18 protein-coding genes are annotated in these 25,915 nt (G+C 69.7%); 12 read left to right on the top strand and 6 right to left on the bottom strand.

Annotated elements, in window-relative coordinates; translation table 11 throughout:
* Positions 1-14: 14 nt before the first annotated feature.
* Positions 15-1,253 carry an ROK family protein gene (locus tag HPO96_RS05680; protein ID WP_171671573.1) on the bottom strand — a complete coding sequence of 413 codons (1,239 nt, stop codon included), beginning with the start codon at positions 1,251-1,253 and terminating at the stop codon, positions 15-17.
* 158 nt (positions 1,254-1,411) lie between these two features.
* On the opposite strand from HPO96_RS05680, the gene mmsA reads away from it, so the two are divergent.
* The 4 genes from mmsA to HPO96_RS05660 all read left to right on the top strand — a co-directional run bounded on the left by mmsA (position 1,412) and on the right by HPO96_RS05660 (position 6,697).
* On the top strand, positions 1,412-2,956 hold the full coding sequence (mmsA, locus tag HPO96_RS05675) for a multiple monosaccharide ABC transporter ATP-binding protein (protein WP_171671572.1): 1,545 nt from the start codon (positions 1,412-1,414) through the stop codon (positions 2,954-2,956).
* The gene (gene mmsB / locus HPO96_RS05670) at positions 2,956-4,254 is read left to right on the top strand and encodes a multiple monosaccharide ABC transporter permease (protein WP_171671570.1); all 1,299 of its coding nucleotides are present in this window, start codon (positions 2,956-2,958) and stop codon (positions 4,252-4,254) included. The genes mmsA and mmsB overlap by 1 nt, the downstream gene beginning before the upstream one ends.
* Before the next feature lie 75 nt (positions 4,255-4,329).
* Entirely contained in the window at positions 4,330-5,439 is a 1,110-nt protein-coding gene (locus HPO96_RS05665) for a substrate-binding domain-containing protein (RefSeq protein WP_171671568.1), read from the top strand.
* 79 nt (positions 5,440-5,518) lie between these two features.
* Positions 5,519-6,697 (top strand): PQQ-dependent sugar dehydrogenase, encoded by a 1,179-nt coding sequence (locus HPO96_RS05660; RefSeq protein ID WP_171671567.1) that lies wholly within the window; start codon positions 5,519-5,521, stop codon positions 6,695-6,697.
* Between the two features lie 18 nt (positions 6,698-6,715).
* Here HPO96_RS05660 and HPO96_RS05655 read toward each other — a convergent pair whose 3' ends face one another.
* The gene (locus HPO96_RS05655; protein WP_171671565.1) at positions 6,716-7,270 is read right to left on the bottom strand and encodes a hypothetical protein; all 555 of its coding nucleotides are present in this window, start codon (positions 7,268-7,270) and stop codon (positions 6,716-6,718) included.
* A 153-nt stretch (positions 7,271-7,423) separates the two neighbouring features.
* On the opposite strand from HPO96_RS05655, the gene HPO96_RS05650 reads away from it, so the two are divergent.
* Positions 7,424-10,684 carry a S8 family serine peptidase gene (locus HPO96_RS05650; RefSeq protein ID WP_171671564.1) on the top strand — a complete coding sequence of 1,087 codons (3,261 nt, stop codon included), beginning with the start codon at positions 7,424-7,426 and terminating at the stop codon, positions 10,682-10,684.
* Between the two features lie 98 nt (positions 10,685-10,782).
* Here the strand turns inward: HPO96_RS05650 and HPO96_RS05645 are convergent, their stop codons facing one another.
* The 3 genes from HPO96_RS05645 to HPO96_RS05635 are packed head-to-tail and all read right to left on the bottom strand — an operon-like array spanning position 10,783 to position 15,865.
* The gene (locus HPO96_RS05645) at positions 10,783-11,220 is read right to left on the bottom strand and encodes a hypothetical protein (protein ID WP_171671562.1); all 438 of its coding nucleotides are present in this window, start codon (positions 11,218-11,220) and stop codon (positions 10,783-10,785) included.
* Positions 11,220-13,955, bottom strand: a complete 2,736-nt coding sequence (locus tag HPO96_RS05640) for an ATP-binding protein (protein WP_171671560.1) — start codon at positions 13,953-13,955, stop codon at positions 11,220-11,222. The genes HPO96_RS05645 and HPO96_RS05640 overlap by 1 nt, the downstream gene beginning before the upstream one ends.
* The gene (locus HPO96_RS05635; RefSeq protein ID WP_202885506.1) at positions 13,952-15,865 is read right to left on the bottom strand and encodes a hypothetical protein; all 1,914 of its coding nucleotides are present in this window, start codon (positions 15,863-15,865) and stop codon (positions 13,952-13,954) included. Before HPO96_RS05635 ends, HPO96_RS05640 begins: the two co-directional genes overlap by 4 nt.
* A 106-nt stretch (positions 15,866-15,971) precedes the next feature.
* On the opposite strand from HPO96_RS05635, the gene HPO96_RS05630 reads away from it, so the two are divergent.
* Complete coding sequence (locus HPO96_RS05630) at positions 15,972-18,185, top strand: helix-turn-helix domain-containing protein (protein WP_171671558.1); 2,214 nt, start codon at positions 15,972-15,974, stop codon at positions 18,183-18,185.
* On the opposite strand, the gene HPO96_RS05625 is transcribed toward HPO96_RS05630, so the two are convergent.
* On the bottom strand, positions 18,179-18,628 hold the full coding sequence (locus HPO96_RS05625) for a VOC family protein (RefSeq protein ID WP_171671557.1): 450 nt from the start codon (positions 18,626-18,628) through the stop codon (positions 18,179-18,181). The two genes, HPO96_RS05630 and HPO96_RS05625, sit on opposite strands and share 7 nt — an antisense overlap.
* 104 nt (positions 18,629-18,732) lie before the next feature.
* Between HPO96_RS05625 and HPO96_RS05620 the strand changes: the two genes are divergently transcribed.
* The 6 genes from HPO96_RS05620 to HPO96_RS05595 all read left to right on the top strand — a co-directional run bounded on the left by HPO96_RS05620 (position 18,733) and on the right by HPO96_RS05595 (position 25,914).
* Positions 18,733-19,716, top strand: a complete 984-nt coding sequence (locus HPO96_RS05620; RefSeq protein WP_171671554.1) for a helix-turn-helix transcriptional regulator — start codon at positions 18,733-18,735, stop codon at positions 19,714-19,716.
* Positions 19,717-19,915: 199 nt separating this feature from the next.
* Positions 19,916-20,287, top strand: coding sequence for a tyrosinase family oxidase copper chaperone (locus tag HPO96_RS05615; RefSeq protein ID WP_171671552.1), 372 nt, complete (start codon positions 19,916-19,918; stop codon positions 20,285-20,287).
* A 5-nt stretch (positions 20,288-20,292) separates the two neighbouring features.
* Complete coding sequence (locus HPO96_RS05610) at positions 20,293-21,369, top strand: tyrosinase family protein (protein WP_171671551.1); 1,077 nt, start codon at positions 20,293-20,295, stop codon at positions 21,367-21,369.
* Between the two features lie 78 nt (positions 21,370-21,447).
* Entirely contained in the window at positions 21,448-24,612 is a 3,165-nt protein-coding gene (locus tag HPO96_RS05605) for a S8 family serine peptidase (RefSeq protein ID WP_337796516.1), read from the top strand.
* Between the two features lie 76 nt (positions 24,613-24,688).
* The gene (locus HPO96_RS05600) at positions 24,689-25,516 is read left to right on the top strand and encodes an endonuclease/exonuclease/phosphatase family protein (RefSeq protein WP_171671549.1); all 828 of its coding nucleotides are present in this window, start codon (positions 24,689-24,691) and stop codon (positions 25,514-25,516) included.
* A complete protein-coding gene (locus HPO96_RS05595; RefSeq protein WP_171671548.1) occupies positions 25,513-25,914 on the top strand; it encodes a DUF6463 family protein in 402 nt (133 codons plus the stop codon). The genes HPO96_RS05600 and HPO96_RS05595 overlap by 4 nt, the downstream gene beginning before the upstream one ends.
* Position 25,915 lies beyond the last annotated feature (1 nt).

Below are 25,915 nucleotides of genomic sequence, written 5' to 3'. Positions count from 1 at the left end.
GATGAGCGTCGTGATCAGTCCGACAAGAGGGCCGATAGTTGCGGAGAGTAAACGCTGTGCAGCACCAAGGCAGCGCCGCCGATGACCGCGGAGTCCGGCCCGAGCGGTGACAAGGTCACCTCGAGCGGCCGGACGTGCCGGGACATCGCGCGGGTGGCGACCGCCCGGCGGACCGCTTCGGCGTACCGGTCGCCGATGTGCCGGATCCCGTGCCCACCGAGGACGACGAGGTCGACGTCGGTGATGTTGACGACGTTCACGACCGCGGTGGCCACGTAGTCGGCGGCTTGGGCGAGGACGCCGGCCGCCAGCGGGTCGTTCGCCGCGGCGGCGTCCAGGATCGCGCGGATGTCGACCAGGCTCGGCTGCGCGTGGAACCGCCGGGCCAGTGCGCTCGCGCTGCCGGCGATCAGCCGCCGGTGCGTCTCGGCGACGATCGCGGCCGGGCGGGCCACGGTCTCCAGGCAGCCGCGGTTCCCGCAGTAGCACTCCAGGCCGTCCGGGACGACGGACAGGTGGCCGAACTCGGCGCCGTTCCCCGAGCCGCCCCGGTAGATCTGCTGGTTGAGGATCAGGCCGCCGCCGATCCCGGTGCCGAAGAAGAAGTAGGCGAGATTGGCGACGCTGCGGCCCGCGCCGGCCCAGCGCTCGCCGATCGCGGCCGCGGAGGCGTCGTTGTCGAGCGTGACCTCCAGCCCGGTCGCCCGGCCCAGCATCTCCTTGACCGGAACGCGATTCCAGTGCGCGAGCTGCGGCGGCGTGACGACGGCGCCGTCCTCCAGATCGATCGGCCCGGGGCTGGCCAGCCCGAGGCCGAGCACCCGCTCCGGGCGGACGTCGGCCAGCCGGACGACCTCTTCGACCAGGCCGGCCATCGCGGCGATCACCTCGGCCGGCTCCGCGCCCGGCGGCGTCGGGAGCCGCCGCGTGACCAGCGGCTGACCGAGCAGGTCCACTGCCACGCAGGCGAGCTCCGCCGGGTCGAAGTGGACGCCGATCGCGCAGCCGGCCTCGGCGTTGATCCGGAGAATGGTACGCGGTTTCCCGGACGTGTTGACCCGGCTGGCGCCGTCCTCGCGAACGATCCCCTCGTCGAGCAGCCGGCGGACGATACCGGAGACGGCTTGCGGCGTCAGACCGGTGTGCTGGGCGATCTCCTGACGGCTGATGCCGTCGGCGTGCTGGATCTGCTCCAGCACCACGGCCTGGTTGTACCGCCCGACTTTCGGGAGATTCGTACCTGCTTGTCGCACCGATGCGCCTCCAGATCACTCTTGGAAGCCAGTCTCTCCTAGAGCGTTGACGAAGTAAATCAATTGGATTTACAGTCCAGCCCACAGGCTGTAACACACCCGACATCCGGAGAAGTGATGCCCATGCGATGCCTCACCCGTGGCGCGGAGCTCAGATCATGAGCGCCGCACCGGTCTTGCTCGAGATGCGCTCGATCACCAAGACCTTCCCGGGCGTGAAGGCGCTGGCCGATGTCAACCTCGTCGTCCGCGAGGGTGAGATCCACGCGATCTGCGGTGAGAACGGCGCCGGTAAGTCGACGCTGATGAAGGTGCTCAGCGGCGTCTATCCGTACGGTGACTACAGCGGTGAGATCCGTTACCGCGGCGAAGAGGCCCGGTTCGGCGACATCCGGGCCAGCGAGCAGGCCGGGATCGTGATCATCCACCAGGAGCTCGCGCTGATCCCGGGGATGTCGATCACCGAGAACATCTTCCTCGGCAACGAGCCGCGGACCGGGCTCGCGATCGACTGGAAGACCGCGCAGCGCCGGGCGCTGGAGCTGATGAAACTGGTCGGCCTCCGGGAGGACCCGGACGCGCTGGTCAAGGACATCGGCGTCGGCAAGCAGCAGCTGATCGAGATCGCCAAGGCGTTCGCCAAGGACGTCAAACTGCTGATCCTGGACGAGCCGACGGCCGCGCTGAACGAGTCCGACTCCCAGCAGCTGCTGGATCTGCTCCGCGAGTTCAAGACCCAGGGCATCACCTCGATCATCATCTCGCACAAGCTGAACGAGATCGAGGCGATCGCCGACTCGATCACGATCCTGCGGGACGGCAGGACGATCGAGACCCTGGACGTCAAGGCCGACGGCGTGAACGAGGACCGGATCGTCCGCGGCATGGTCGGCCGGGACATGGAGAGCCGGTTCCCGGACCACACGCCGAATGTCGGCGAGGTGTTCTTCGAGGTCCGCGACTGGACGGTCCGGCACCCGATCGCCACCGACCGGCTGGTCTGCAAACACGCCAACTTCTCGGTCCGCCGGGGTGAGGTGGTCGGGTTCGCCGGCCTGATGGGCGCCGGGCGCACCGAGCTGGCGATGAGCCTGTTCGGCCGCTCCTACGGCACCTGGCTGAGCGGCCAGGTCTTCAAGGACGGCCGCGAGATCAAGCTGCGGACCGTGTCGGAGGCGATCGAGCACGGCCTGGCCTACGTCAGCGAGGACCGCAAGGCGATCGGCCTGAACCTGCTCGACGACATCAAGACCTCGATCGTGGCCGCGAAACCGGCCAAGATCGCCCGGCACGGCGTCATCGACGAGGTGGCCGAGCACCGGGTGGCCGAGGACTACCGCCAGGAGCTGCGGATCAAGACGCCGTCCGTCGACGAGGGCATCTCCAAGCTGTCCGGCGGCAACCAGCAGAAGGTCGTGCTGGCCAAGTGGATGTTCAGCGATCCGGACCTGCTGATCCTGGACGAGCCGACCCGAGGGATCGACGTCGGCGCCAAGTTCGAGATCTACGGGATCATCAACCGGCTCGCCGAACAGGGCAAGGGCGTCGTGGTGATCTCCTCGGAACTCCCCGAGCTGATCGGCCTGTGCGACCGGATCTACACGGTGTTCGAGGGCACAATCACCGGTGAGGTCGCGCGTGCGGACGCCGATCCCGAACGCCTGATGAAGCAGATGACCACTACGAAGAAGATGCCGGTGTGATGAGCGGACTCCAAGACCTCAAGAAGAACCTCTTCGGCGGTACCACCTCCGTCGGGCGCCAGTTCGGCATGATCTTCACCCTGGTGGCGATCATCTTGCTGTTCGAGGTGCTGACCGACGGCCTCACGCTGACCTCGGGCAACCTGATCGCGGTGGTCAGCCAGTACTCCTACATCCTGATCCTCGCGATCGGGATGCTGATGGTGATCGTTGCCGGGCACATCGACCTGTCGGTCGGCTCGGTGGCGGCCTTCGTCGGGATCGTGGTCGCCAAGGCGATCCAGAACTTCGACCTGCCGTGGCCGCTCGGGATCGCGCTGGGCCTGGTGGTCGGCGCGCTGATCGGCGCCTGGCAGGGCTTCTGGGTCGCGTACGTCGGCGTCCCGGCCTTCATCGTGACGCTGGCCGGCATGCTGCTGTTCCGCGGCGGCAACCAGTTCATCGGCAACGCCGACACCGTCCCGGTCCCGGAGGGCTTCCGGACCATCGGCGCCGGCTACCTGCCCGAGGTCGGGCCGGCCACCGGCTACAACAACCTGACCCTGCTGCTCGGTCTGATCGCCTGCCTCGCCGTCGCCTGGCGGGAGTGGCGCTCCCGCAAGACCCGGCAGGAGATGGGCGCCGAGCCCGCGCCGCTGTGGATCTCCGGGCTGCGGCTGGCCGTGATGGTCGGCGTGATCATCTTCGCGACGCTCCGCTTCGCGGGCGGCCGGGTCGGCACCAGCCTCCCGGTCTCGGGCATCATCCTGATCGGCCTGGTGCTGATCTACTCGTTCTACACGCGCAACACGGTCTCCGGCCGCCGGATCTACGCGGTCGGCGGGAACGCCCGCGCCGCGGAGCTGTCGGGTGTGAAGCTGCAGCGGGTCAATTTCTTCGTGATGACGAACATGGGCATCCTGGCCGCGCTGGCCGGCATGATCTTCGTCGCCCGGTCCGCGGCCTCCGGCCCGCAGGACGGCCTCAGCTGGGAGCTGGACGCGATCGCGGCCGTCTTCATCGGCGGCGCGGCGGTCTCCGGCGGTCTCGGCACCGTCAGCGGCTCGATCGTCGGCGGCCTGGTGATGGCCCTGCTGAACAACGGCCTGCAGCTGATGGGCGTCGGCGTCGACCTGGTCCAGATGATCAAGGGCCTGGTGCTGCTGTTCGCCGTCGCGCTCGACGTCTACAACAAGAGTCAGGGCCGATTCTCGATCATCGACTCCATCACCCGCCCGTTCCGTCGCGACGAGCCGCCGGCCGCGGTGCCGCCGGTCGAGTCGCCGCGACAGACGGACAAGACCCCGGCCGCCGGCTGAGGCATCCCCGATCGCCGCGAGGGCGGCAACTCCCGCCAGGCTCAGGCTGGCGGTAGCTCACGAAAGGTAATGAAGATGTCCAAGTTCCTCACCAAGGCGGTCGCGGTCGGTGCCGCTGCCGTGCTCGCCCTCGGCGCCGCGTCCTGCGGTAACAACCGCGAGGGCGAGGGCCAGACCGGCGACGCGCCGGCCAAGGGCTTCGCGGCCGACTCGCTGATCGGCGTCGCGCTGCCGTCGAAGACCTCGGAGAACTGGGTGCTCGCGGGCGACCTGTTCACCAACGGCCTCAAGGAGGCCGGTTTCAAGTCCGACGTCCAGTACGCCGGCGCCTCGACGACCGTCGCGGACCAGCAGGGCCAGATCTCGTCGATGGTCACCAAGGGCGCGAAGGTCATCGTGATCGGCGCGACCGACGCCGCCCAGCTGTCCACCCAGGTCAAGCAGGCCAAGGAGGCCGGCGCCGTCGTCATCGCGTACGACCGCCTGATCACCAACACCGGTGACCTGGACTACTACATCGCGTTCGACAACTTCAAGGTCGGCCAGCTCCAGGGTCAGGCCCTGCTGGACGGTATGAAGGCCAAGAAGGCCACCGGCCCGTGGACCGTCGAGCTGTTCTCCGGCTCGCCGGACGACAACAACTCCGCGGTCTTCTTCAACGGCGCCATGGACGTCCTCAAGCCGCTGATCGACAAGGGCGAGGTCGTCGTCGGCTCCGGCCAGAAGGAGATCAAGCAGACCGCGATCCAGGGCTGGAAGGCCGAGGGCGCCCAGCAGCGGATGGACTCCCTGCTGACCTCGACCTACACCGGCAGCAAGACGCTGGACGGCGTCCTGTCCCCGAACGACACCCTGGCCCGCGCGATCCTGACCTCGATCAAGGGCGCCGGCAAGCCGACCCCGATCGTCACCGGCCAGGACTCCGAGGTCGAGTCGGTCAAGTCGATCATGGCCGGCCAGCAGTACTCCACCATCAACAAGGACACCCGCAAGCTGGTCGCCGAGACCATCAACATGGTCAAGACCCTGCAGACCGGCGGCACCCCGCAGGTCAACGACACCGAGACCTACAACAACGGCACGAAGGTCATCCCGTCCTTCCTGCTCCCCCCGGTCATCGTCACCAAGGCCAACGCGGCCGAGGCCTACGCGAACGACCCCAAGCTCTCCCCGCTCACCAAGTAATCTCGTAACACCCTCGAGGCGCCCGTCTGGTCCCCAGGCGGGCGCCCTCGTCGTCTCTGCCTAGCTGCGAGGTTCCCCGATGACCGGACCAGTCCGCCGTACCGTCGCTCTGCTTCTCGCGGCGACGCTGCTGAGTGCTTGCTCGACCGACGGTCAGCTCCCGCCGACAACTTCGGCGTCCGGGTTGCGGATCGAGACGGTGGCGGGTGGGTTGGAGCACGGGTGGGATCTGGGGTTCTTGCCGGACGGCAAGGTGCTGGTGAGTGAGCGGCGGGGGCGGCTGTCGCTGGTGTCCTCGACGCAGCCGGGGGCGCAGGTCAGCCAGGTGCGAGCCGACTTCGGTGACGTGCTGGCGGCGGGGGAGGGTGGGCTGATGGGGATGGTCCTCGAGCCGGACTTCGCGCAGACGCGGCAGTTCATCACCTGCCAGACGTATCAGGAGAACGGCGCCGGGAAGGACGTTCGGCTGATTCGGTGGCGGCTTGCTCCGGATGGGGCGAGCGCGGAGCGGGTCGGCGTCCTGTTGTCCGGGTTGCCGATCGCGCGCGGCGGCGGGCGGCACTCCGGTTGCCGGCCGACCATCGCCGCGGACGGCGCGCTCCTCGTCGGCACCGGGGACTCCGCGATCGCGGCGAACCCGCAGGATCGGGCCGGGCTCGGCGGCAAGGTGCTGCGCCTCGACCTGCGAACGGGTGGGCCGGCCAAGGGGAATCCGTTCGCCGCGGCGGCGAATGCGAACGAGCAGCGGATCTACAGCTACGGGCATCGCAACGTGCAGGGCGTCGCCGTCCGGCCCGGGAGCGGGCAGGTGTTCACGGCCGAGCACGGGCCGGACCAGAACGACGAGGTCAACCTGATCGCGCCGGGTCGCAACTACGGCTGGGATCCGTCCCGCGGCGGCGCCGAGGACAGCTACGACGAGAGCGTCCCGATGACCGATCTGGAGCGCTTCCCGGACGCCGTCCCGGCGATCTGGGAGTCCGGCGACACGACCGAGGCGATCTGCGCCGCCGCCTTCCTGACCGGCTCACAGTGGGGTGAGCTGGACGGCGCTCTGGTGGTCACGGCGCTCAAGGGCGCCAAGGTGCTGCTGTACAAACTGGATGCCGAAGGCAAGGTTCAGTCGGTGACGACGCCACCGGAGTTCAACACCGCGTACGGCCGGCTGCGCGCCGCCCGGACCGGCCCGGACGGCGCGCTGTACGTCACCACCTCGAACGGGGACGACGACAAACTGCTCAAGATCACCCCCGCCTGAGGCGGCCGCCTGACGTGATCAGGTGACGACGATCTGCGCCGTCTTGGTGGTCTTGGTCTCGCCGCTCTCGCCGCCGCAGAACCTGATGTTGTAGGTGAACGTGTAGGTGCCGGGCTTCGCGTAGGTGTGCGGGTCGGCCGGCTCGTAGGTCTCGGTGCTGGTCTTCTGCTTGGTGGCGCCCTCGCAGACGACGCTGCCACCGTCAGCGCCGCCCGGCTGAGTGCCGTCACCGAAGTTGTAGTCCGAGCCGAGGCTGAGGTCGACCAGACCGGTGTCCTCCGGCAGCGGCTTCTTGTCCTCGGCCCCGAGCGGCACCAGCACCGTCCCCGCGACGGTGATCTTCATGGTCAGCACCCGGCCCTTGAGCGTCGGCGTCAGCGTCACCTCGGCCTTGCCGGGCGCCGGCGTACTCGTCGCCGGCGCGCTGGTCGCGCCGGGCTGCTGCGCGGCCGGCTTGTCGTCGCCGTTGTTGCACCCGGCAACGAAGACTGCAGCGAGCAGACCGGCGCTCACCAGCGCGGCGCCGGCGCGAAGTTGTTGTACAGGCAGGTTCTTCAACAATGTCTTGGTCATCACGGAAACGGATCGTAGCGTCACCGAGGGTTAAAGGGGCTGGGCGCAACGATCGATCGCGAAAGCGGAGTCCGAACTCCTCGCAGGTTCTCGTGCAACCCCTGGCCGGGGTGACCCAGTAGGTCAGGCCAGGACTAGCGATGGGAGAACCTCGTGGTATCTGTGCGCCAATGGAGGATTGGTGTCGCCGTACTCGCCGCCCTGGGGTTGAACGCACCGGGAGCCGCCGCCGCGCCGCCACCGGCCGCGGCCAAGGAGCCGGCCGCCGTTCAGGTCACGCTCCTCACGGGGGACCGGGTGACGGTGCAGGGTGGTGAGCTGGTCGGCGTCGAGCCGGCCAAGGGCCGCAAACGGACCGGGTTCCGGACCTTCCGGGACCAGGACCGGTTGTACGTCGTCCCGGCCGATGCCGAGGGCGAGATCGCGAGCGGCCGGCTGGACCGTGCGTTGTTCGACGTCGCCGGGCTGATCAAGTCGAAGTACGACGACAAGTCGACGACGTCGATCCCGGTGCTCGTCACGTACTCGGGCAAGGCGCCGGAGGTCCAGGGGGCCGCGGTGACGCGCCGGCTCGCGAAGGCGTCGGCGCTCCAGGTCGGCAAGGACGACGCCGCCGGGTTCCTCGGCGCCACGCTGGGCGCTCGCGCGTCCGGCGTCCAGAAGATCTGGCTGGACGGCAAGCGGAGGCTGACACTGGACCGGTCGGTCCCGCAGATCGGCGCGCCCGCGGCCTGGCAGGCCGGTTACACCGGCAAGGGTGTGAAGGTCGCCGTCCTGGACGGCGGGATCGACACCTCGCATCCGGACCTGGCGACCCAGGTCGCCGGCGCGCGGAACTTCACCGTGGATCCGGACGGCGATCGCAACGGCCACGGCACCCACGTCGCCTCGACGATCGCCGGGACGGCGGCCGCCTCGGGCGGGAAGTACAAGGGTGTCGCGCCCGAGGCGACGCTGTACGACGGCAAGGTCTGCGACGACTTCGGCGAATGCCAGTTCTCCGCGATCATCGCCGGGATGGAGTGGGCGGCGACCGAGGTGAAGGCGAAGGTCGTCAACGTCTCGCTCGGCGGCCTGGACACGCCGGGGATCGACCCGATCGAGGAGACGGTCAACCGGCTGTCCGCGGCGACGGACTCGTTGTTCGTCATCGCCGCCGGGAACGAAGGCCCGGGCGCCGGCACGGTCGGTTCGCCGGGCAGCGCCGAGGCCGCGCTGACCGTCGGCGCCGTCGACAAACAGGACAAGTTGGCCGAGTTCTCCAGCCGCGGCCCGCGCGTCGGCGACGAGGGCATCAAACCCGACGTCACCGCACCCGGCGTCGGCATCGTCGCGGCGAAGGCCAAGGACGCCACCATCGGGACTCCGGTCGGCGACCACTACCTGGAGCTCGAAGGGACGTCGATGGCGACGCCGCACGTGGCCGGCGCCGCGGCGCTGCTCGCCCAGCAACACCCGGACTGGAGCCCGGCCACCCTGAAGGGCGCGCTGATGGGGTCGGCGAAACCGGCCGCCGAGCAAACCGTCTTCGAGCAGGGCGCCGGCCGGGTAGATGTTGCTAAGGGCATCAAACAGCTGGTGGTCGCGGAGCCGAGCAGCTTGTCGTTCGGCATCGCCCGGTTCCCGCACGACGACGACGTACCGATCGTGAAGACCCTCACCTATCGCAACACCGGCGCCCAGCCCGTCACCCTCGATCTGGCCGCGACCCTTACCGGCCCGAACGGCGCGGCCGGCCCGATCAGTCTGAGTACGCGAACCCTGACGGTGCCGGCTCGTGGTACCGCGGATGTCGCGGTCACCGTCGTCACCAAACACGACGGGCCGGACGGCGGCTACACCGGGCGCGTCACCGCGACCGCCGGAGAGCTGTCGGTGACGGCCGCGGTCGCTGTCACCAAGGAGATCGAAAGCTACGACCTGACCGTCAAGTCCACCGGCCCCGACGGGAAGCCGTCCGGCCCGCAAGGTGCGATCACCAACGTCGACACGGGTGCGTCGTACTTCCTCGGCAACGGCGAACAGGAGCAGGTGACCTACCGGCTCCCGAAGGGCCTGTACAACGTCGAGGTCGCCCGGGTCGATCCGGAGCCGAGCGATCCCGAGCGGTACCGGTTCTACACCGTCGTCCAGCCGGCGCTGCAGCTGACCAAGGACACCGTCACCGATCTCGACCTGCGGATCGCGAAACCCGTCAAGCTCACGGTCCCACATCGCGATGCCGTGCAGGCCTTCGGCCTGGTCGGCTACCAGCGCACGTCCGCGAGCGGCGGCTACGTCTTCGGCTCGGCGATGGCCGTCTGGGACAACGAGACCGCGTACGCCGGCCAGATCGGGCCGGCGCTACCGCCGAAACAGCTGAGTGGCCAGGTCGCGACGTACTGGGCCAAGCCGTCGGCGCCGCGGCCCGGGTTCTACAACTCGCCGTACCTGTACGCGACGCTGGACGAGCAGCCCGGCCGGTACCCGACCGGCTTCACCCGGAACGTCAAGACCGGTGACATGGCGCGCGTCGACCTGCAGCTGAACGCCGTCAGCGCCGACCGGCAGTACTGGGTCTTCTTCAAGGGGGCAGGCCGCTACACCAACAGCGGGCTCTCGGCCGGCATCCCCTTCGACCAGCCGGGGACGACCACGGCGTACGTCGAGGCCGCGCCGGTCAGCTGGTCGAGCCAGATCGTCGACAGCAACCGCGACGGCGACCACCTCGGTTTCATCCGGCGACCGCTGCGAACCTATGAAGCCGCCAAGTGCTACCAGGAGCGCAGTTACGCCGCCGTCTTCGCCCCGTCCCCGACGTACGCCGGACGCACCGGCAACGAGCTGACCGTCTATCTGGCCGGCTGGACGGATGCCGACGGCAACCTCGGCAGCATGCGCCCGGACTCCGCCTCGACCAAACTCCGGCGCGACGGTCAAGTAGTTGCCGAGTCGCCCTTCTTCGGCACCGTCGAGGCCACGAACCTGCCCCCGGGCAAGGCCAAGTACACCGTCGAGTCGTCGACGACCCGCGACTCCTCCTCGTTCGTCAGCACCCGCACCGACCTGCGCTGGACCTTCGAATCCGACACCACCCCCAAGGAGATCCGCTTGCCGATCGTCGGCCTGCGCTACCAACCGAACGTCGACCTCCGCAACGCCGTCCAGCGGACGCCGATCTCCGTCCTCCCGTTCACCGCCGTCACCCAGCCCGGCGCCCCCGTCCCCACCCTCCGCACCGTCACCCTGGAGATCTCCGGCGACGACGGCCGAACCTGGCACCAGGCCACCGTCACCCCCCAAGGCGCCAACAAGTACCAAGCCACCTTCCCAACCCCCGAAAACGCCCGGTCCATCTCCCTGCGCTCCCAAGTCATCGATGCCCAAGGCAACAGCACCGAACTGACCACCCTCCGCGCCTACACCCTCAAGTAACCCACCCGCCGCCACCGGAGCCACCCGCCCCGGTGGCGGTCGGGCTACTTGACGAACGTCTGGACGACAAGGAACGCGGGGACGACGAGACTCACTTGTCACGGTTGATGCCCACTGGAGCCACCGTCCGCCGATCCGCCGTCGCTGCCCCCGCCGTCCGCGCGACCAGCACCGTCGCTCGGACCACCACCACCTTGCTCTCCACTCCTTCCGGCCAGCCGTTTGCCGGCCATTCCCACCATCGTCGCCGCAAGCAGGAACGCGGGTAACGTCCCACCCGCATCGACGTTCGGCGTCTCCTGCGGTCTCGACACCGGCATCTCGACCCGCTCGGAGGTCGGCGTCCCTTCCACCGCTTTCTGCATCCGGCGCGCGATCGTCCCACCCGGATCGGCCAGGCGGGCCACCTGATAGCGCGCGTCCTGACTACCGGAGAGCTCCCCGGGCACCTTGTCGGGTGATCGCTCGGGCCGAACCTCGGCCACCTCCCTCGCTTCAGGCGGCTCGGGCGATCGGGATTCGTTGTCTTTCGCCATCAGTTCTCCTCCGTTGAGATCCCCAGGACGAGCTCCGGCCAGTCGCCGGCCAGCTCGAGGAAGTCGGTCGCGGCCAGCAATCGCCGCCGCGGATCGGACCAGTTGCTCAATTGCGCGACCGCACTTTCGAACAGTGGCGGGACGCCGTCGCCCGTGATGGTGGACAGCGGTGGCAGCCACATGTCCGGCCGGCCGGCAAGCTGCGCGAGCTGTGCGGTGCTGTCTCCGCTCAGCGCGAGTCCACGGCGTTCCCATTCGGCCGTCGCCGGGTGCGGGACGTCGGGCGCCAGATCAGGGGAGTGAAGTGCGGTGACGACGTCGATCCAGCGGTAGGCGCCCGCCTGCCACTCGACCTCCGTGCCGTCACAACTCACCGGCTCACCATCCAGGACGGCGGTGGCGCTCACACCGAGATGCGCCGCCAGCGCCTCCGGCTGGTAGTACGGCGACAGCCCGCGATACCGGCCGTCGACCGCAGCCTGAACGCGGTGCGTGATCGCGCATTCGACGGTACGCCGGTCCTCGTCGGCCGTGAGTTCGCGGAGCCACTCGCGATCGGGGCGCGGCGCCGGCTGACCCACCAGATGCGCGACCGTCAACAGCTCGATCCACAAGACCAGCCGGGGATGCTCGGCGAGCCGCCCAGCCACATTCAGCTCCCGCAGCGTGCACGGACGGCGCATGCACTGCCGGCCGCAGGCGACGCTGCGCCGCGCCCGGATCGCGGGCGGCAGGCTTCGCCCGGCGGCCTCCCGATCCTCCCCGAGCGGTACGGCGATCCGAAGAGGCCGATCCATCCCGTCCGCGAAGACCGCCGCGACCCCCGGCGGCAGACTCACCAGCTGCCGCGACTGCGCCTCGTCGAGGTTCATCGTCGCGCCGACCGTCCGCCGATCGTCCGCGGCCGGCAGCCGGTGGACGATCTTGAGCGCGGTGTTCTTGAGCACGTCCGGCACGATCTTGGCGGGAATCTGCTCGGCCACGACGATGCCCTCGCCGTACGCACGGATCTCGGCGAGCAGCGCGGTGAACAGTTCGACCGCGTGAGCCGCCGGCGACCCGGGCTGCGTGAGCTTGAGCAACCGATGAGCCTCTTCGATGACGGTGATGTGCCGCAGTTCGACCGCGCCGCCGCGCCGCCTGGTCCGGAGATGCTCGTGCAGCCGGATGAGCACGGCGCCGATGAAGAACGCCTTGTCCTGGTCGTTGCCGACGTCCTCGATCTCCAGCACCACGTTGCGGCTGAGCAGGCCGGCGACGTCGAGCGGGTGACCTCCTTCGAAGAACCGGCCGCTGGTGCCGAGCCGCAACGAGCTGATTCGCACGTCGATGAACCCGCGGATGTTGTCGGCGATCTCCCGGCCGTACCCGATCCCGTCCACCACCTCCAGCGCGGTCCGCCGCAGATCGGCGAGGGTCGGGTACCGCGGGACGACGCCGGGGATGCGGGACTCGCTCAGCACCAGATCCCAGCCGAGGTCGCGGTAGCAGCGGGTCAGCGCGTGGCTGAGCACCTGCGGAAATGGCTCTTCGGTCTCGAAGGCGGCCAGGAAGAGCGCGCGGACGAGGTCGAGATGGGTCTGGATGGGGAAGCCGGGTTCGGGCTCGAGGGGATTGAGCCCCACCGGCAGAGCGCCCGGCGCACCCGGCCGGATGACAGTCACCGCGCCCTCGCCGATCCGGCCCGCCATCGCGGCGTACTCGGCCTTGGCCGGTTCGATCACCAGCCAGGGCACACCTGCCCGGTGGAGCTGTTCCAGTAGGTGCCGTACGGTCTGGGACTTGCCCGCGCCGGTGGCGCCGGCCACGAAGGTGTGCCGGTTGAGCGTCTCCGGATCGACGCCGAACGGGCCCGCGGGCTGGTCGGCGTTGTCGAGGACGGAGCCCAGGCGGATCGGCCCGTCGCGTTCGGGGGTGACGTCGAAGCCCACCGGCTCGGTGAGCCGGATACCTGCGAGCTCCGTCCGCGGCGGCCGGGCGATTGCCGCGAGCAACTCGGTACTGGCGGTGAACGGCTCCGCCGCGGCAGCCTCGGCCAGCGGCGCCGGGTCCGCGCCGGGCCGGATCACATACGGCAGATCACCAAGATCGCTACCCGCGCACAGCACCGCCGCGGTCTGCCGGACGGCGACCTCCGTCGCACCGCCGACCAGGACCTGGACCTGCCAGGCGCCGTCGGTTCGGGACCGGCTGAGTTCGCGGTACCGCGCCTCGGACCGTTCGAGCGCGATCTGCTGGTCCTGCGCATTCGGCCGGTTCCGCAGCCGGGGTATTTCGATGCCAAGGGCAAGCAGTTCCTCGTCGACCGCCGCCGCGGACAAAGGCATCGCCAGCACCAGCCAACCGAAAGGGCGTGCGAGGTGGCTCGCGTAGTCGTCGAATCCGCCGCGCCGGGTGCGACCGGCCCAGAGTGCGTCGACGCGTCCCGGGCAGGCCACCCAGACAGGTAGCCGGGCGAGATCTGCGGCGACGGCCGCGGCGGCGATCGGCGCCCCGCGAGCACCGGGCGGGTACAGCAGACCGTCGTTGCCCGTGGCCAGCGGGAACTGCGGCCGGCCGCCGACGACGAATCGCAGCCGCGCTGCTCCTGGTGTTCGGTACCACGCGACCGCGATCCCGGCGTCGTGCTGCGGGCTCAGCTCGGCATGCGCGCCGGTCAAGGCCCCGAAGAGCTGGCCTTGCTGCAGCGGCACCGAAGCGAGCTCGTGGAAGCCGAAACCGGCGAGAGACTTCATTCCGCCGCCATCTCGCGGGTCGGCGCGACCCGATCGAGTAACGCGATCCCGGGGTTGCAGTCGCCGGTGACGACTCGGCGGCCGAGGGCGGCGGCTTCGATCAGCAGGAACGCGGTCGGCGGTAGCGACTGGATGGTCGTCGGCTCGACGATCGACTCGTAGACCCGGGAGTGAGTCCTGCCCTCCGTGCTGGAGTCGGCTTCGGACCGGTTCACGGTGTCCTGCCAGGACCGGCTGCGCGACTCGGTGAACGATTCGGACTCCGAGACGCTCGACGACCCCGAAGTCCCGCGCCCGGACGAGCGATTGTCGGCCCAGGCGAACAGCCCGGTGGGGCCGGAACGAGCGGAGTTGGTACTCCAGCCGGTTGTCGAGGAGGCGCTCCGTCCGGTGCCGGTGCTCGTCCCGTCGGAGCCGCCCGTGGAACGCGCCGTCCCGGTCGTGAACGTCTTTCCGATCTGTTCGGTCAGCTGGCTGAGAACGACCTTGTGCTCACGGCCGATGAACTCGGCCGCCGCGGCGGCGTCCTGCGCGTTCCCCATCCGCATGACAATCGCCGCGCTGTCCGAACTGCCCAGGACCTCCTTGAGCTCGTTGCGCAGCCGTTCGAAGAGCAGTACGAGCCGGACGCCGGAACGCCGCGCCTCCTGGGTCAACGATTCGATGCTGTCCAAGCCGAGGTGGTCCGCGCCGGCGACGACCAGGATGCCGTCGCGGTCTGCGCGCTGGTGCCGGATGTCGCGGAGCAGCCGCTGGAAGACGACCCGGTCGAGGATCTCCTTACGCCGGACGCGCAGGCTGGACGTCGTCACGATCGTCAGACCGCGCGGCAGCCAGATCGACGCCGGGTCGGCGTCCGGGTCGACCGGCTGCTCGTCCTTGCCGAGCAGGTTCAGCGTGCTGCTCAGGTGTTGCAGGGTCTGCTGGGTGCGTTCGCTCTGGCCGAGCAGGTCGACTCGGGCTGTCAGCGCACTGATCTCGGCAGCTGTCAGCGGGCCGTCGGGGCCCCCGTCGTACGTGCGGCGCAGGACGTCGAGCCCGGCGGTGAGCCGGGCGAAGGTCGGCGCTTCGACGAGTGCGCCGGCGACTGTGTCGAGCAGATCGACGGTCAGGGTGCGCACGTCCGCCCGTTGTTCCGTGTACTGCAGGGTGCTCACGGCTTGGGCGAGGAGGTCGGCTGTTTCCTCCGGCGCCAGCCCGGCGAACACGTTGAGAGCCGCCAGGTCCGCGGGCAGCCAGAGCTGGGCGACCCGTCCGCCCCGGACGGCGACGAAGTCGGCCAAACCGCCGGCGACGTACCGCTCGCTGAGATCAAGCACGGTGATACCGGCGCCGGATTCGATCAGCGACGAGCCCAGCGTGGCGAGCAGGCTGGCCCATCCGTCTCCGGTGCCGCCGAACACGTCCACCCGGCTCGGCTCGGCGTCCAGCTGGATCGGGTGCCAGCGAGGGCTCCCGGCCCACCGCAGGCGCTCGCCCTCGTCGAAGGCCGCCACCCGCCAGTGCCATTGCTGATGCTCGCGCAGGAACTCGTGGTACTGCGCTTCCCGCTCGGCCATCGCCGCGGCCCAGGCCGCCTTGATCTTCCGCCGGGGCCGGGCCACGGGGAGGACGTAGGACAGCACCGCGCCGATCGCGGCCACCGGCGGCGCCAGGATCGGCTCGACCATCAAGGTGATCAGCCAGGCGAAGGCAGTGATCGCGATCCTCTTGACCATCCGGGCTTGACCGGCCGCCAGCCGGTGTTCCCAGTGCGCCACGTCCGGCCCGATCGGCGGCTCGATCCAGACCGGCTCGAGGTCGGCCTCCGGACTTCGGCCGATCGGCGCCGGCTCGCGGTGCTCCCAGCCCCATCGCTCGCCCGGCGTGAACAGGCGGTCGATCAGCGCGGTCTTCGTCTCAGGTTCCACCTGCCCACCGTGACCGCGACGCACCGGCCGGAGCCAGGCCACGAACCGGCCATATAGGTCCGGTCCGTCGCTAGAGTGGCCGCTCGGCCGACCAGGACGGAGCGTGATGACGGAGTTCGGGGACAGGCTGCGCGAGCTGCGGGAGGCGGCTCGGATGACCCAGGAGGAACTCGCGCGCGAGTCGGGGCTCGGCGACCGCACCATCCGCAGACTGGAGTCCGGTGAGCAGGCCAATCCGCGGCTGCGGACGATCCGGATGCTCGCGGGCGCGCTCAACCTGTCCGAGGACCAGCTCGTCGGTCCGGCCAAGCAGCGCCCGTCCAAGCAGCGCCCGTCCAAGCAGCGCCCGGCCGTCGGCCCGGCCGCGCACCCGGTGGCGCAGCTCGCCGGGCTCGCCCCGGCGCTGGACGATCTGGCCCTCGCGGTGGGGCACCGCTGGCGGCGGGAGTACGAGCACCAGCAGCTGCACGATCCGTTCCCGCTTCCGGTCCGGTGGCGCCGGATCGAGCCCGCAGCAGCCGACGCGGACCTGGTGGGGGAGTTCACCGGCGTCGGCGCCTACTTCCGGCAGGTGGCATCCGGCCGGCTGGTCGTGCTCGGCGGCCCGGGGACGGGCAAAACGATGCTGGCGATCAGGCTGGTCCTCGACCTCCTCAGCGGTCGTGGCTCGCTGGATCCGCTGCCGGTGCTGTTCAGCGTGGGCTCCTGGGATCCCACCGCCGCAAAGGCCAAGGACTGGCTCGGCAGTCAATTGGCCCAGGACTACCCGCATCTCGCGGCGACGACCGGGAGCGGTCTCACTCTGGCTGCCGTCCTGGTCGACCATCACGCCATCCTGCCGGTCCTCGACGGGTTCGACGAGATCCCGGCCGGACTTCGGCGGGCGGCCGTGGCTGCGTTGAACCGCACGGCGCTGCCCATCGTGCTGACGAGCAGACCCGACGAGTACGCCGACGCCGGCCTGGGGCTGGCCGGGGCCACCGTGGTCGAGCTGGCCCCGCTCGACGGCGAGGACGTGACGAACTATCTGCCCGCCGCGATCCGCCGCGGCGCCGCCGGTTCGCCCGCCGTGTGGCGGCGAGTGATCGGGGCGTCGGCGTCCTCGAAGATTCTCGGGGCCCTCGACACGCCGCTGATGGTCTGCCTGGCGCGTGCCGCCTACTCCGACGCACCGGACGCCGAGCCCACCGAACTGCTCGACGAACGGCGGTTCCCCGACGCGGCCGCCATCGAGCAGCATCTCGTGGCCGGCTACCTCCCGGCGCGGTACCAGGCCGAGCCCAGCCGCACCTTCAGGCCGACCGAGCGGACCGATCGGCACCTGCGCTACCTCGCGCGGCACGCACAGAAGCTGAAGACCACCCACCTCGCCTGGTGGGAGATCGGGACCGCGATCAGCCTGTGGACCCGCTGCGTCGTCATCGGAGTGGTCGCCGCCGTCGCCATCGCCCTGCTCTGCGCCCTCCTGACCATCCCGGTCGCGGTTGCCTTCGGCACCGGTGCGCCGCTGACGACGATCCGGCTCCAGGCCTTCAACAGCATCGTCAACGGCTTCCTGGCCGGCCCCTTCATCGGCCTGGTCTACGGCCTCGTCCGCTGGAATCGTCCCGCCTCGCTCGCCCCCTCGAGAATCCGGCTGCGCATCGGCCGCCACCGCCCACCCGGCGCGGTTCCGCCGGCCGAACTATGCAACCGGGTGCTCGGCGCTTTCCTTGCGGGCCTCGCCTTCGGCGCCGCTCCCGCCTTCGTCTCGGCCCTCACTTTCGACGTCCCCTTCGGAACCGTCCTCGGCCAGACAGCTGCCGGCGGCCTGGTTATCGCGGTCGCCGCCGCAGCCGCGACCGCACTCGTGTCCTGGCTCGCGGCGCCCGCCGAGATCGACACCGCGGCGGACGTGAACAGCTTCCTCGCGGCCAATCGCTCGACCGCCCTTCGGCAGATGCTCCTCTGCGGGCTGGCCGGTGGCGTCGTCCTCGCCCTCGGCAGCATCCCGCTCAGATCCTTCGTGCTGGAGCGAGTCCGCCAGGTAGCCCCCGAAGTGACAACCGGCGGTCTCCTCCTGCCCGAGCCCGGCTACGAGCTCGTCGTCGGGATCACCGGCGGCATCTGTTTCGCCCTCGCCTGCGGCCTCACCCTCACCGCCTGGGGCCAGTGGCTGATCCTCGGCCGGCTCTGGCTCCCGCTGACCGGTGAACTGCCCTGGAATCCGATCGCCTTCCTGGATGATGCCTACGACCGGGGCCTGCTCCGTCAGCCCGGTCCCACCTACCAGTTCCGCCACAGCCTCCTCCAGACCCACCTCGCCCCTGACGGTCAGTAGGTCGCGGCGACGTCGAGGATCCAGGTGGTGCCGAACTTGTCGGTGAGCATGCCGAAGGCGGGGGACCACTGGGCTGGGGCGAACGGCTCGACGATGGTCGCGCCGTCCGCGAGTTTCGCCCAGAAGGCGCTGACCTCGTCGACGGTTTCGCCGCGGACCGAGACGAAGAAGCGGTCGGTGGTGACGGTGGTGCCGTGGACTCGTTCGGTGCTGGGGGCCGGGCCGCCCGGGCCGCCGGGGACGTCGTACGCCATCACGCTGAAGCCGTTGGGGGCGACGACCTGGCCGAAGACGATGTGCTCCGCGCCGGGCGCGTCCTTGGCCATCCCGAAGTCGCCGTACGTGCTGAGGTTGAGCTCGCCGCCGAACACCGACTGGTAGAACTTCAGCGCCGCGGCCGCCTCGCCGTGGAAGTTCAGGTGGGTGACTGTCTTGATCGACATGCCTGGTGTCTCCTTCAGAGATTCCGCCGTGGACCCGGCGACGTCATCGACTCTTTCGTGAGTTCAGGACAGGGAACGTCCGCATCTTCCGGCATCCTGATTTCATGCCGACGTCCACCGCGCAAGTGACCAGTCATCGCCTGCTGTCGCTGTTGTCCTTGTTGCAGACCCGCCGCGACTGGCCGGGCGGGCTGCTCGCCGAGCGGCTGGCGGTCAGCGAGCGGACCGTTCGCCGGGACGTCGACCGGCTGCGCGAGCTCGGCTATCCCGTCGAGGCGAACCGTGGCCCGGACGGCGGCTACCGGTTGCGGCCGGGTAATCAGCTGCCCCCGCTGCTCTTCGACGACGAGCAGGCCGTCGCGGTCGCCGTCGCGCTCCGGACGGCGGCTGCCACCGGCGCCGGGATCGAAGAGGCGGCGACTCGGGCCTTGACCACCATCCGGCAGGTGATGCCGAGCCGGCTCCAGCATCGGGTCGACGTCTTCGACGCGATCGAGGTGGACGGCGGCGCGGCGCAGGCCGACACCGACGTACTGCTCGAGATCGGTCGAGCCATCCGCGCCCGCGAGGAGCTGCGCTTCGACTACCGGACGCCCGGGGCCGAACCTGACGGCTCGCTCCCCGCGCCGCGGCAGGTGCAGCCGCATCATCTGCTCGCCCACTCCGGCCGCTGGTACCTGATCGCCTGGGCTCCGCCCAAAGCCGGCTGGCGCATCTACCGCACCGACCGGATCACGCTCCGCATCCCGAACGGCCCGCGCTTCGAACCCCGACAGGTGCCCGGCGGCGACGCATCGGCGTACCTCGCCGGCCGTTTCAAAGGCTCCCAAGATGCCGGCGACTGGCCCTGCAAAGCCGAGGTCGTCCTGCCTCTCCCGGCCGCCGACGTCCTCCCCTTCGCCGGCGACGCCGTCGTCGAGGCCCTGTCCGACCACCGAACCCGCCTCCACATCGGCTCCTGGTCCTGGCCGGCCCTCGCGGCCTCCCTCCTCCGCTTCGACACCGACCTCGAGCTCGTCGAACCACCCGAGCTCCGCGCCGCCTTCGCCGACCTCGCCGCCCGCGCCACCAGAATCGCCGGCGCCTGATCCGATCGAGAAGGGCTATGCGGGCTTCGGGCAACCAACTGTGGATGCCCCTCGACCGAAGAGCCCGACCATGCTTCTTGACCGCCGCCCACCGCCCGGACGCTGACTGCGAGTTGCCTGATCGTGTCAACCGATCGGATCGGCTGATCGTCCAGTGAGAGATCGGATGAATTAGCCACGGTTCGAATGGAGTGAATCCTTGAGTCAGATCAGTCGCAGGACCTTGCTCGCGGTGACGGGGGCGGCCGGTGCGGTCGCTGTCACGGGCACCGTCGCGGTGACGTGGGGCAGTACGCCCGCGGTCGCGGCGGGCGAGTTGTTCGACGAGATCTACCAGGGACGGCGGATTCAGGGGACGGTGGCGCAGAACCAGGCCGCCGGGCATCTGCCGATGTCGGCGGCGCAGATCGACGGGCGCCCGTTGCACGTGATGCGGCGTCCGGACGGGTGTTACGCCAGTTCGGTCGTCCACTACGCGCCGGCGCCGACGCTGCGGGACGTCGTCCGGCAGGCGGTCGATCACCTGCACGGAGCCCAGTTGGCCGTCGTCCACCATCACCACGGCGGGTGAGGGCCATGCCGACGTACGTGCGCAAGAACCACCGCGATTGCACGCTCGCCGAGCGCGGCCGCTTCCTCGACGCCCTCCTGGAGCTCAAGAAGAAGCCCTCCCCGAAGCCGCACCCGGCCAACAGCCACGGCACCATCTACGGCGACTTCGTCGCGGTGCACTACGACGCCTTCTTCAGTGGAGTCGCCCATGGCTCGCCGAACTTCCTGCCCTGGCACCGGCAGTTCCTGATCGAGTTGGAGATCGCGCTCAACCGGACGACGGTTGCCCGCGGCAAGCCGTTCATCTCGCTGCCGTACTGGAACTGGATCGACGACCGGGATGTGACGGCGAGTCCCTGGGTGCCCGACTGGCTGGGCGGCGACGGCACCGGGCTGCTCGGCCAGGTGCAGACCGGGCGGTTCGGCGTCCCCGACTCCCGGCTGCCCGAACTGTTGTCCGAGGCATCGATGGCCAAACTGCGCGCCGCCGGGAAGATCCGGGAGCTTCCCTACGAAGAGGGGGAAGCCATCTGGGCCGAGCTCAAGACCAAGCTCAACGAGCTGCCGCCGTCCCGCAAGGAGGTGTGGCTCGTCCATCAGGTCGTCGACGAGCGGCCGTTCCTGATCCGCGAGTGCGTCCTGCCGCTCAGCGAGAGTCTGCCGTTCCACCACCGCGAGACCGAGGCCGAGAAAGAGGCCCGGCGCGCGAACGAGGGCGAATGGTTCCGCGATCGCGGCCTCGGCCTCCTCGACGTCCTGGACCACACCACGTACGACGTCTTCGCGTCCTTCTTCGAGTCGGACCAGCACGGCATGCCGCACGTCGCCCTCGGCGGCCACATGGGCAGCGCCGGCTCACCCAACGACCCGGCCTTCTGGCTCCATCACGCGTTCGTCGACAAGGTTTGGGCCGACTGGCAACGCAAACAGCGCCGCGACCACCCCAATGAACCGCCCTACCTCCCCGTCACCGGCGCCAACGGCACCCTCGGCTACACGGACCTTTTCGGCCCCTGGTCCACCCACTCGGCCAAAACCCTCATCAACACCACCAACATCCACCACCCCAAAGCCGGCCGAATCAGCTACACCTACCGCTGATCCCAGCCGGCACAGAACCTTTCGGCGGTGTCGGGCGTCCTGAGCCCAGAACCGGACCGCCGAACGGAAGGATCTCTGGTGCTGGGGCGACTGCGATCGTGGGGCGTTGGTGTAGTAGTGCTCGGTCTGGCCGGCGGCGGCCTCCCGGCCGTCGCCGCGCCGGCTGATCGGACGGGGGAGCGGACCGTCACTCTGATCACCGGCGACAAGGTGAAGGTGGCCGGCGGCAATGTCACGGTGGAGCCGGGATCGGGACGGCGGGGGCTGCTGTTCAGCACCGAGCGGACCCGAGACCAGCTGTACGTCGTCCCGTCCGACGTGCGCGGCGCAGTGGCCGAGGGCAAACTCGATCGACGGTTGTTCGACGTCGCCGGTCTACTGCGGGACGGGTTCGACGACCGGGCGACGTCGTCCATTCCGCTGCTCGTCACCTACAAAGGCAAGCAGCGTGCCGCTCTGCCGGGCGCCACGGCGACCCGTGCGCTGCCGGCGATCAACGGGGCGGCGGTGACTGTTGCCAAAGGCAGCAGTCCGGAGTGGCTGACCGCGGTCGGCAAGATCTGGCTCGACGGCAAGCGCCAGATCTCGCTGGACCGCTCCGTCCCGCAGATCGGCGCGCCGACGGCCTGGCGAGCCGGGTACACGGGTAAGGGCGTCTCGGTGGCGGTCCTCGACTCGGGGATCGACGCCACCCATCCCGATCTGGCCGGCCGGATGGCCGGCGCCAAGAACTTCACCGCCGACCCGGACGGCGATCAGGTCGGCCACGGCACCCACGTCGCGTCGACCATCGCGGGATCAGGTGCGGCCTCGGACGCCGCGTTGTACGACGGCAAGGTGTGCGAGACCGGGGGATGTCCGGAGTCGGCGATCCTGGCCGGGATGAACTGGGCCGCGACCGAGGTCCGGGCGAAGGTGATCAATGTCAGCCTCGGCGGATCCGATACCCCCGACGTCGATCCGCTGGAGGCCGCCGTCGACCGGCTGACCGAGCAGACCGGCGCCCTCTTCGTCGTTGCTGCGGGCAACGAAGGTCCAAAGGCCGGGACCATCACCTCACCGGGGAGCGCGCAGGCCGCACTCACCGTCGGCGCCGTCGACAAGCAGGACCAGCTTGCCGGGTTCTCCGGCCGCGGCCCGCGCGCGGGTGACGGCGGTCTCAAACCCGACGTCACCGCACCCGGAGTCGCGATCGTGGCCGCCAAGGCGCGCGACGCGGTGATCGGCGATCCGGTCGGCAGCGACTACCTGAGCCTCGACGGTACGTCGATGGCGACCCCACACGTCGCCGGAGCGGCCGCCATCCTCGCGCAGCAACACCCGGCCTGGACGGCGCCAACCCTGAAGGGCGCGCTCATCGGATCGGCCGCACCTGCTGCCGAGCCGACGGCGTACGAACAGGGCGCCGGCCGGGTGGATGTTGCCCGCGGCATCGAGCAGAGCGTCGTCCTCGAGTCCGGCAATCTCTCCTTCGGTACGGCGAGCTGGCCGCATGACGACGACGTACCGATCACCCGCACCGTCACCTACCGGAACTTCGGCGCCCAGCCGGTCACGCTCGCGTTGTCCGCGGTCCTGAACGACCCGGCCGGAAACCCGGCCGCGGACGGCGCTATCGCACTGAGCGCGAACACAATCACCGTGCCCGCAGGCGGCAGCGTCTCGGTGCAGGCGACCGCGAACACCCGGCACGACGGTCCGGACGGCTTGTACTCGGGACGCCTCGCCGCAACCGCCGGCGCGCTGCGCATCACGGCCGCGATCGGCGTCGACAAGGAGGCCGAACGCTACTCGCTCACCGTCAAGCACCTCGGCCTCGACGGGCAGCCCTATCCCGGCGAGACCCGCGTCCACAGCCTGGATCAGGACGTCTCCGTCGACACCTGGGACAAGTCGACGACGACGCTGCGGCTACCCAAGGGCGAGTACGTGATCGCCGGTGGTCAGCAGACCGAAGGCCCGCAGTACTACCGGATGGTGCACGCCGGGCTGCAGCTGACGAAGGACACCACCATCGTCCTGGACGCGCGCACGACCAAGCCCATCCGGCTGACCCTGCCGCGCAGTGACGCCCGGCTCGTTGTCGGGGACGTCGGCTACCACCGCGCCGCCGCCGACCCGTCCCGCCAGATCGGGCTGAACGAGCTCTTCACCGATCAGAGCCAAATCCACGTCGCGCAGGTCGGTCCTGCGGTCGCGCCGTCGGTGATGACCGGCTGGATCGCCACCCAGTGGGGCCGGCCCGGTGTGGACGGCGACTTCCGGAACACGCCCTACCTCTACGCGCCGGTGCACACGACCCCAGGGCGATTCCCGACCGGCCTGACCCGCACGGTCCGGGATCGCGACCTGGCCCGCGTCGATCAGACGATCAACGCGACCTCCGATGACGCGCTCGAACGAACGCTGTCCGCCGGCACCGGGAACGGATCTGGATTCGTCACCCCCGGAATCCGGTTCAGCGCGCCGACGACCACCCGAGCCTTCCTCGAACCGGGGTTCCCCTGGGTGACCGGCGTCTTCACGATCGATCCCGACGGCCGGATCTCGGGTGTCGGAAGCGATCGGCGTACGTACCGGGCCGGTACGTCGTACGCGGAGCGCTTCAACGCGGCGCCCTTCGTCCCAGCCCCTGTGCTCGCGCAGCGCACGCAAGACCGGCTGCGCCTCGAGGTCACCCCCACCGGCGACGCCGACGGCAACCGCGGCCGAAGCGCGAACGACGCGGCCGCCAGCACCCTGCTGCGGGACGGCGTCAAGGTCGCGGAATCGCGCGCCTTCGGCTTCGTCGAGGCCACTGGCCTCCCCGCCGAGCCGGCGTCCTACCGCCTGGAGACGACGCAAACCCGGACGTCGTCCTTCAGCAGCCGCACCGACCTCACCTGGACCTTCACCTCCGCTGCGACGTCGGAGCCTACCCAGTTGCCGCTACTCGGCGTCCGCTACCGACCGCAGGTCGATGGCCGCAACGTCGTCCGGCGTACCCGCATGAGCACCGTGCCCATCGTCATCGACGCCCAACCCGGCGCCAAAGTCCCGCCCCTCCGCACCCTGACTGTCCACGTCTCCGGCGACGCCGGCCGCACCTGGCACCCGGCCACCATCACCCCCACCACCGCAGCCCACTACCAAGCGACTTTCGAAACCCCACCCGGCAACCACATCTCCCTCGAAGCCCACCTCCTCGACAGCACCGGCAACACCACCACTCAAACCGTCATCAACGCCTACCCATTGGGTTGACGCCTCTCGTGCAGATCAGACCATACTGTACGGTATGAAATGTCGGGCGGTGTGGCGGCCTGGATTGGAGTGAGCGGTGGTTCGGGTGCTGACGTGGAACGTGTGGTGGCGGTTCGGTGATTGGCGGGGTCGTCGAGAGGCGATCCGGCAGGTGCTTGGGCAGGCTCGGCCGGACGTCTGCGGGTTGCAGGAGATCTGGGACGACGGCAGCGTCAACCTGGCGGGCCGGCTCGCTGAGGAGCTCGGGTATCACTGGGCCTACGCGCCATCCCCGGCGCCGCAGGCGTGGCAGCGGCGGATCGGCGACTCGAAGATCGGCATCGGTAACGCGGTGCTGAGTCGCTGGCCGATTGCCGAACGCGAAGCGGTCCACCTCTCGGGCGACGACGGGCGGACGGCGCTGCTGGCGCGGATCAGAACTCCGTACGGCGACCTTCCGTTCTTCACCACCCAACTCACCTCGACCGTGGGGGCGTCGGCGCAGCGGTGCGGACAGGTCGCGGAGCTGTGCCGGCTGATCGCCGAGCGGTCGGCCGGCTGTGCGTATCCGGCCGTCCTGACAGGAGATCTGAACGCCGAGCCGCAGTCCGACGAGATCCGCTTGCTGGGTGGACATTTGACCGCGCCGGTCGTCCCCGGGCTCGTGCTGGTCGATGCCTGGCGGTACGCCGAGGACGCCGAGGCCGGGTTGACCTGGCAACGGAAGAATCCGCACGTCGCGGCTGGTCTGGAGCCTGATGCGCGAATCGACTACGTGCATGTGGGGTTGCCGTCGGCAACCGGAGCGGGTGCCGTCAAAGGCGTGCGTGTGCTGGCCGACGCCCCCGTGAACGGCGTCTGGCCGTCGGATCACGCCGCCGTGCTGGCCGAACTCGCGGACCCAGGTCGCGAGGCGGCGTCGTGAGGCGCCGGCTGACTCGATGGTTGCCGACGCTCACCACTTCGCTCGGTGTGATTCACCTGATCTGGGTGGTTGCCGATCTGCCGGATGAGGTCACCGGGATGCTCGCGGACGGCGTCGTCGGTGCGTCGAACACCGACTCGCGCGACTTCGCGACCTGGTTCTTCATCGGAGGTCTGGTCCTGCTGATGATCGGATCGACCATGCGCTGGTTCGTCCGGCAGATCGGACGCATCCCCACGCGGCTCGGCTGGTGGATGTTTGCCCTCGGCGTCTTCGACACGCTGCTGGAGCCCGATGGCGGAGGCTATGCGCAGATCCTGCTCGGCGTACTGATCCTGGCCGCCCTGCCGATCGAGGTCGATACCGTCCCGCCGGTCGTCGACACTCGTCGGCTGTGAG

It is taken from the genome of Kribbella sandramycini (genome assembly GCF_013131805.1).
GTDB classification, from domain to species: Bacteria; Actinomycetota; Actinomycetes; order Propionibacteriales; family Kribbellaceae; genus Kribbella; species Kribbella sandramycini.
The sequence above is the reverse complement of the archived record's forward strand: the minus strand, read 5'-3'. Positions and strand labels throughout refer to the sequence as shown.

Bases quoted from the DNA above. Each gene is read 5' to 3' on its own strand.
- HPO96_RS05640 (WP_171671560.1), bottom strand. From the start codon at position 13,955: ATGAAGTCTCTCGCCGGTTTCGGCTTCCACGAGCTCGCTTCGGTGCCG.
- HPO96_RS05625 (WP_171671557.1), bottom strand. From the start codon at position 18,628: ATGTCGATCAAGACAGTCACCCACCTGAACTTCCACGGCGAGGCGGCC.
- mmsB (WP_171671570.1), top strand. From the start codon at position 2,956: ATGAGCGGACTCCAAGACCTCAAGAAGAACCTCTTCGGCGGTACCACC.
- HPO96_RS05630 (WP_171671558.1), top strand. From the start codon at position 15,972: ATGACGGAGTTCGGGGACAGGCTGCGCGAGCTGCGGGAGGCGGCTCGG.
- HPO96_RS05620 (WP_171671554.1), top strand. From the start codon at position 18,733: ATGCCGACGTCCACCGCGCAAGTGACCAGTCATCGCCTGCTGTCGCTG.
- HPO96_RS05655 (WP_171671565.1), bottom strand. From the start codon at position 7,270: ATGACCAAGACATTGTTGAAGAACCTGCCTGTACAACAACTTCGCGCC.
- HPO96_RS05645 (WP_171671562.1), bottom strand. From the start codon at position 11,220: ATGGCGAAAGACAACGAATCCCGATCGCCCGAGCCGCCTGAAGCGAGG.
- HPO96_RS05660 (WP_171671567.1), top strand. From the start codon at position 5,519: ATGACCGGACCAGTCCGCCGTACCGTCGCTCTGCTTCTCGCGGCGACG.
- mmsA (WP_171671572.1), top strand. From the start codon at position 1,412: ATGAGCGCCGCACCGGTCTTGCTCGAGATGCGCTCGATCACCAAGACC.
- HPO96_RS05610 (WP_171671551.1), top strand. From the start codon at position 20,293: ATGCCGACGTACGTGCGCAAGAACCACCGCGATTGCACGCTCGCCGAG.
- HPO96_RS05665 (WP_171671568.1), top strand. From the start codon at position 4,330: ATGTCCAAGTTCCTCACCAAGGCGGTCGCGGTCGGTGCCGCTGCCGTG.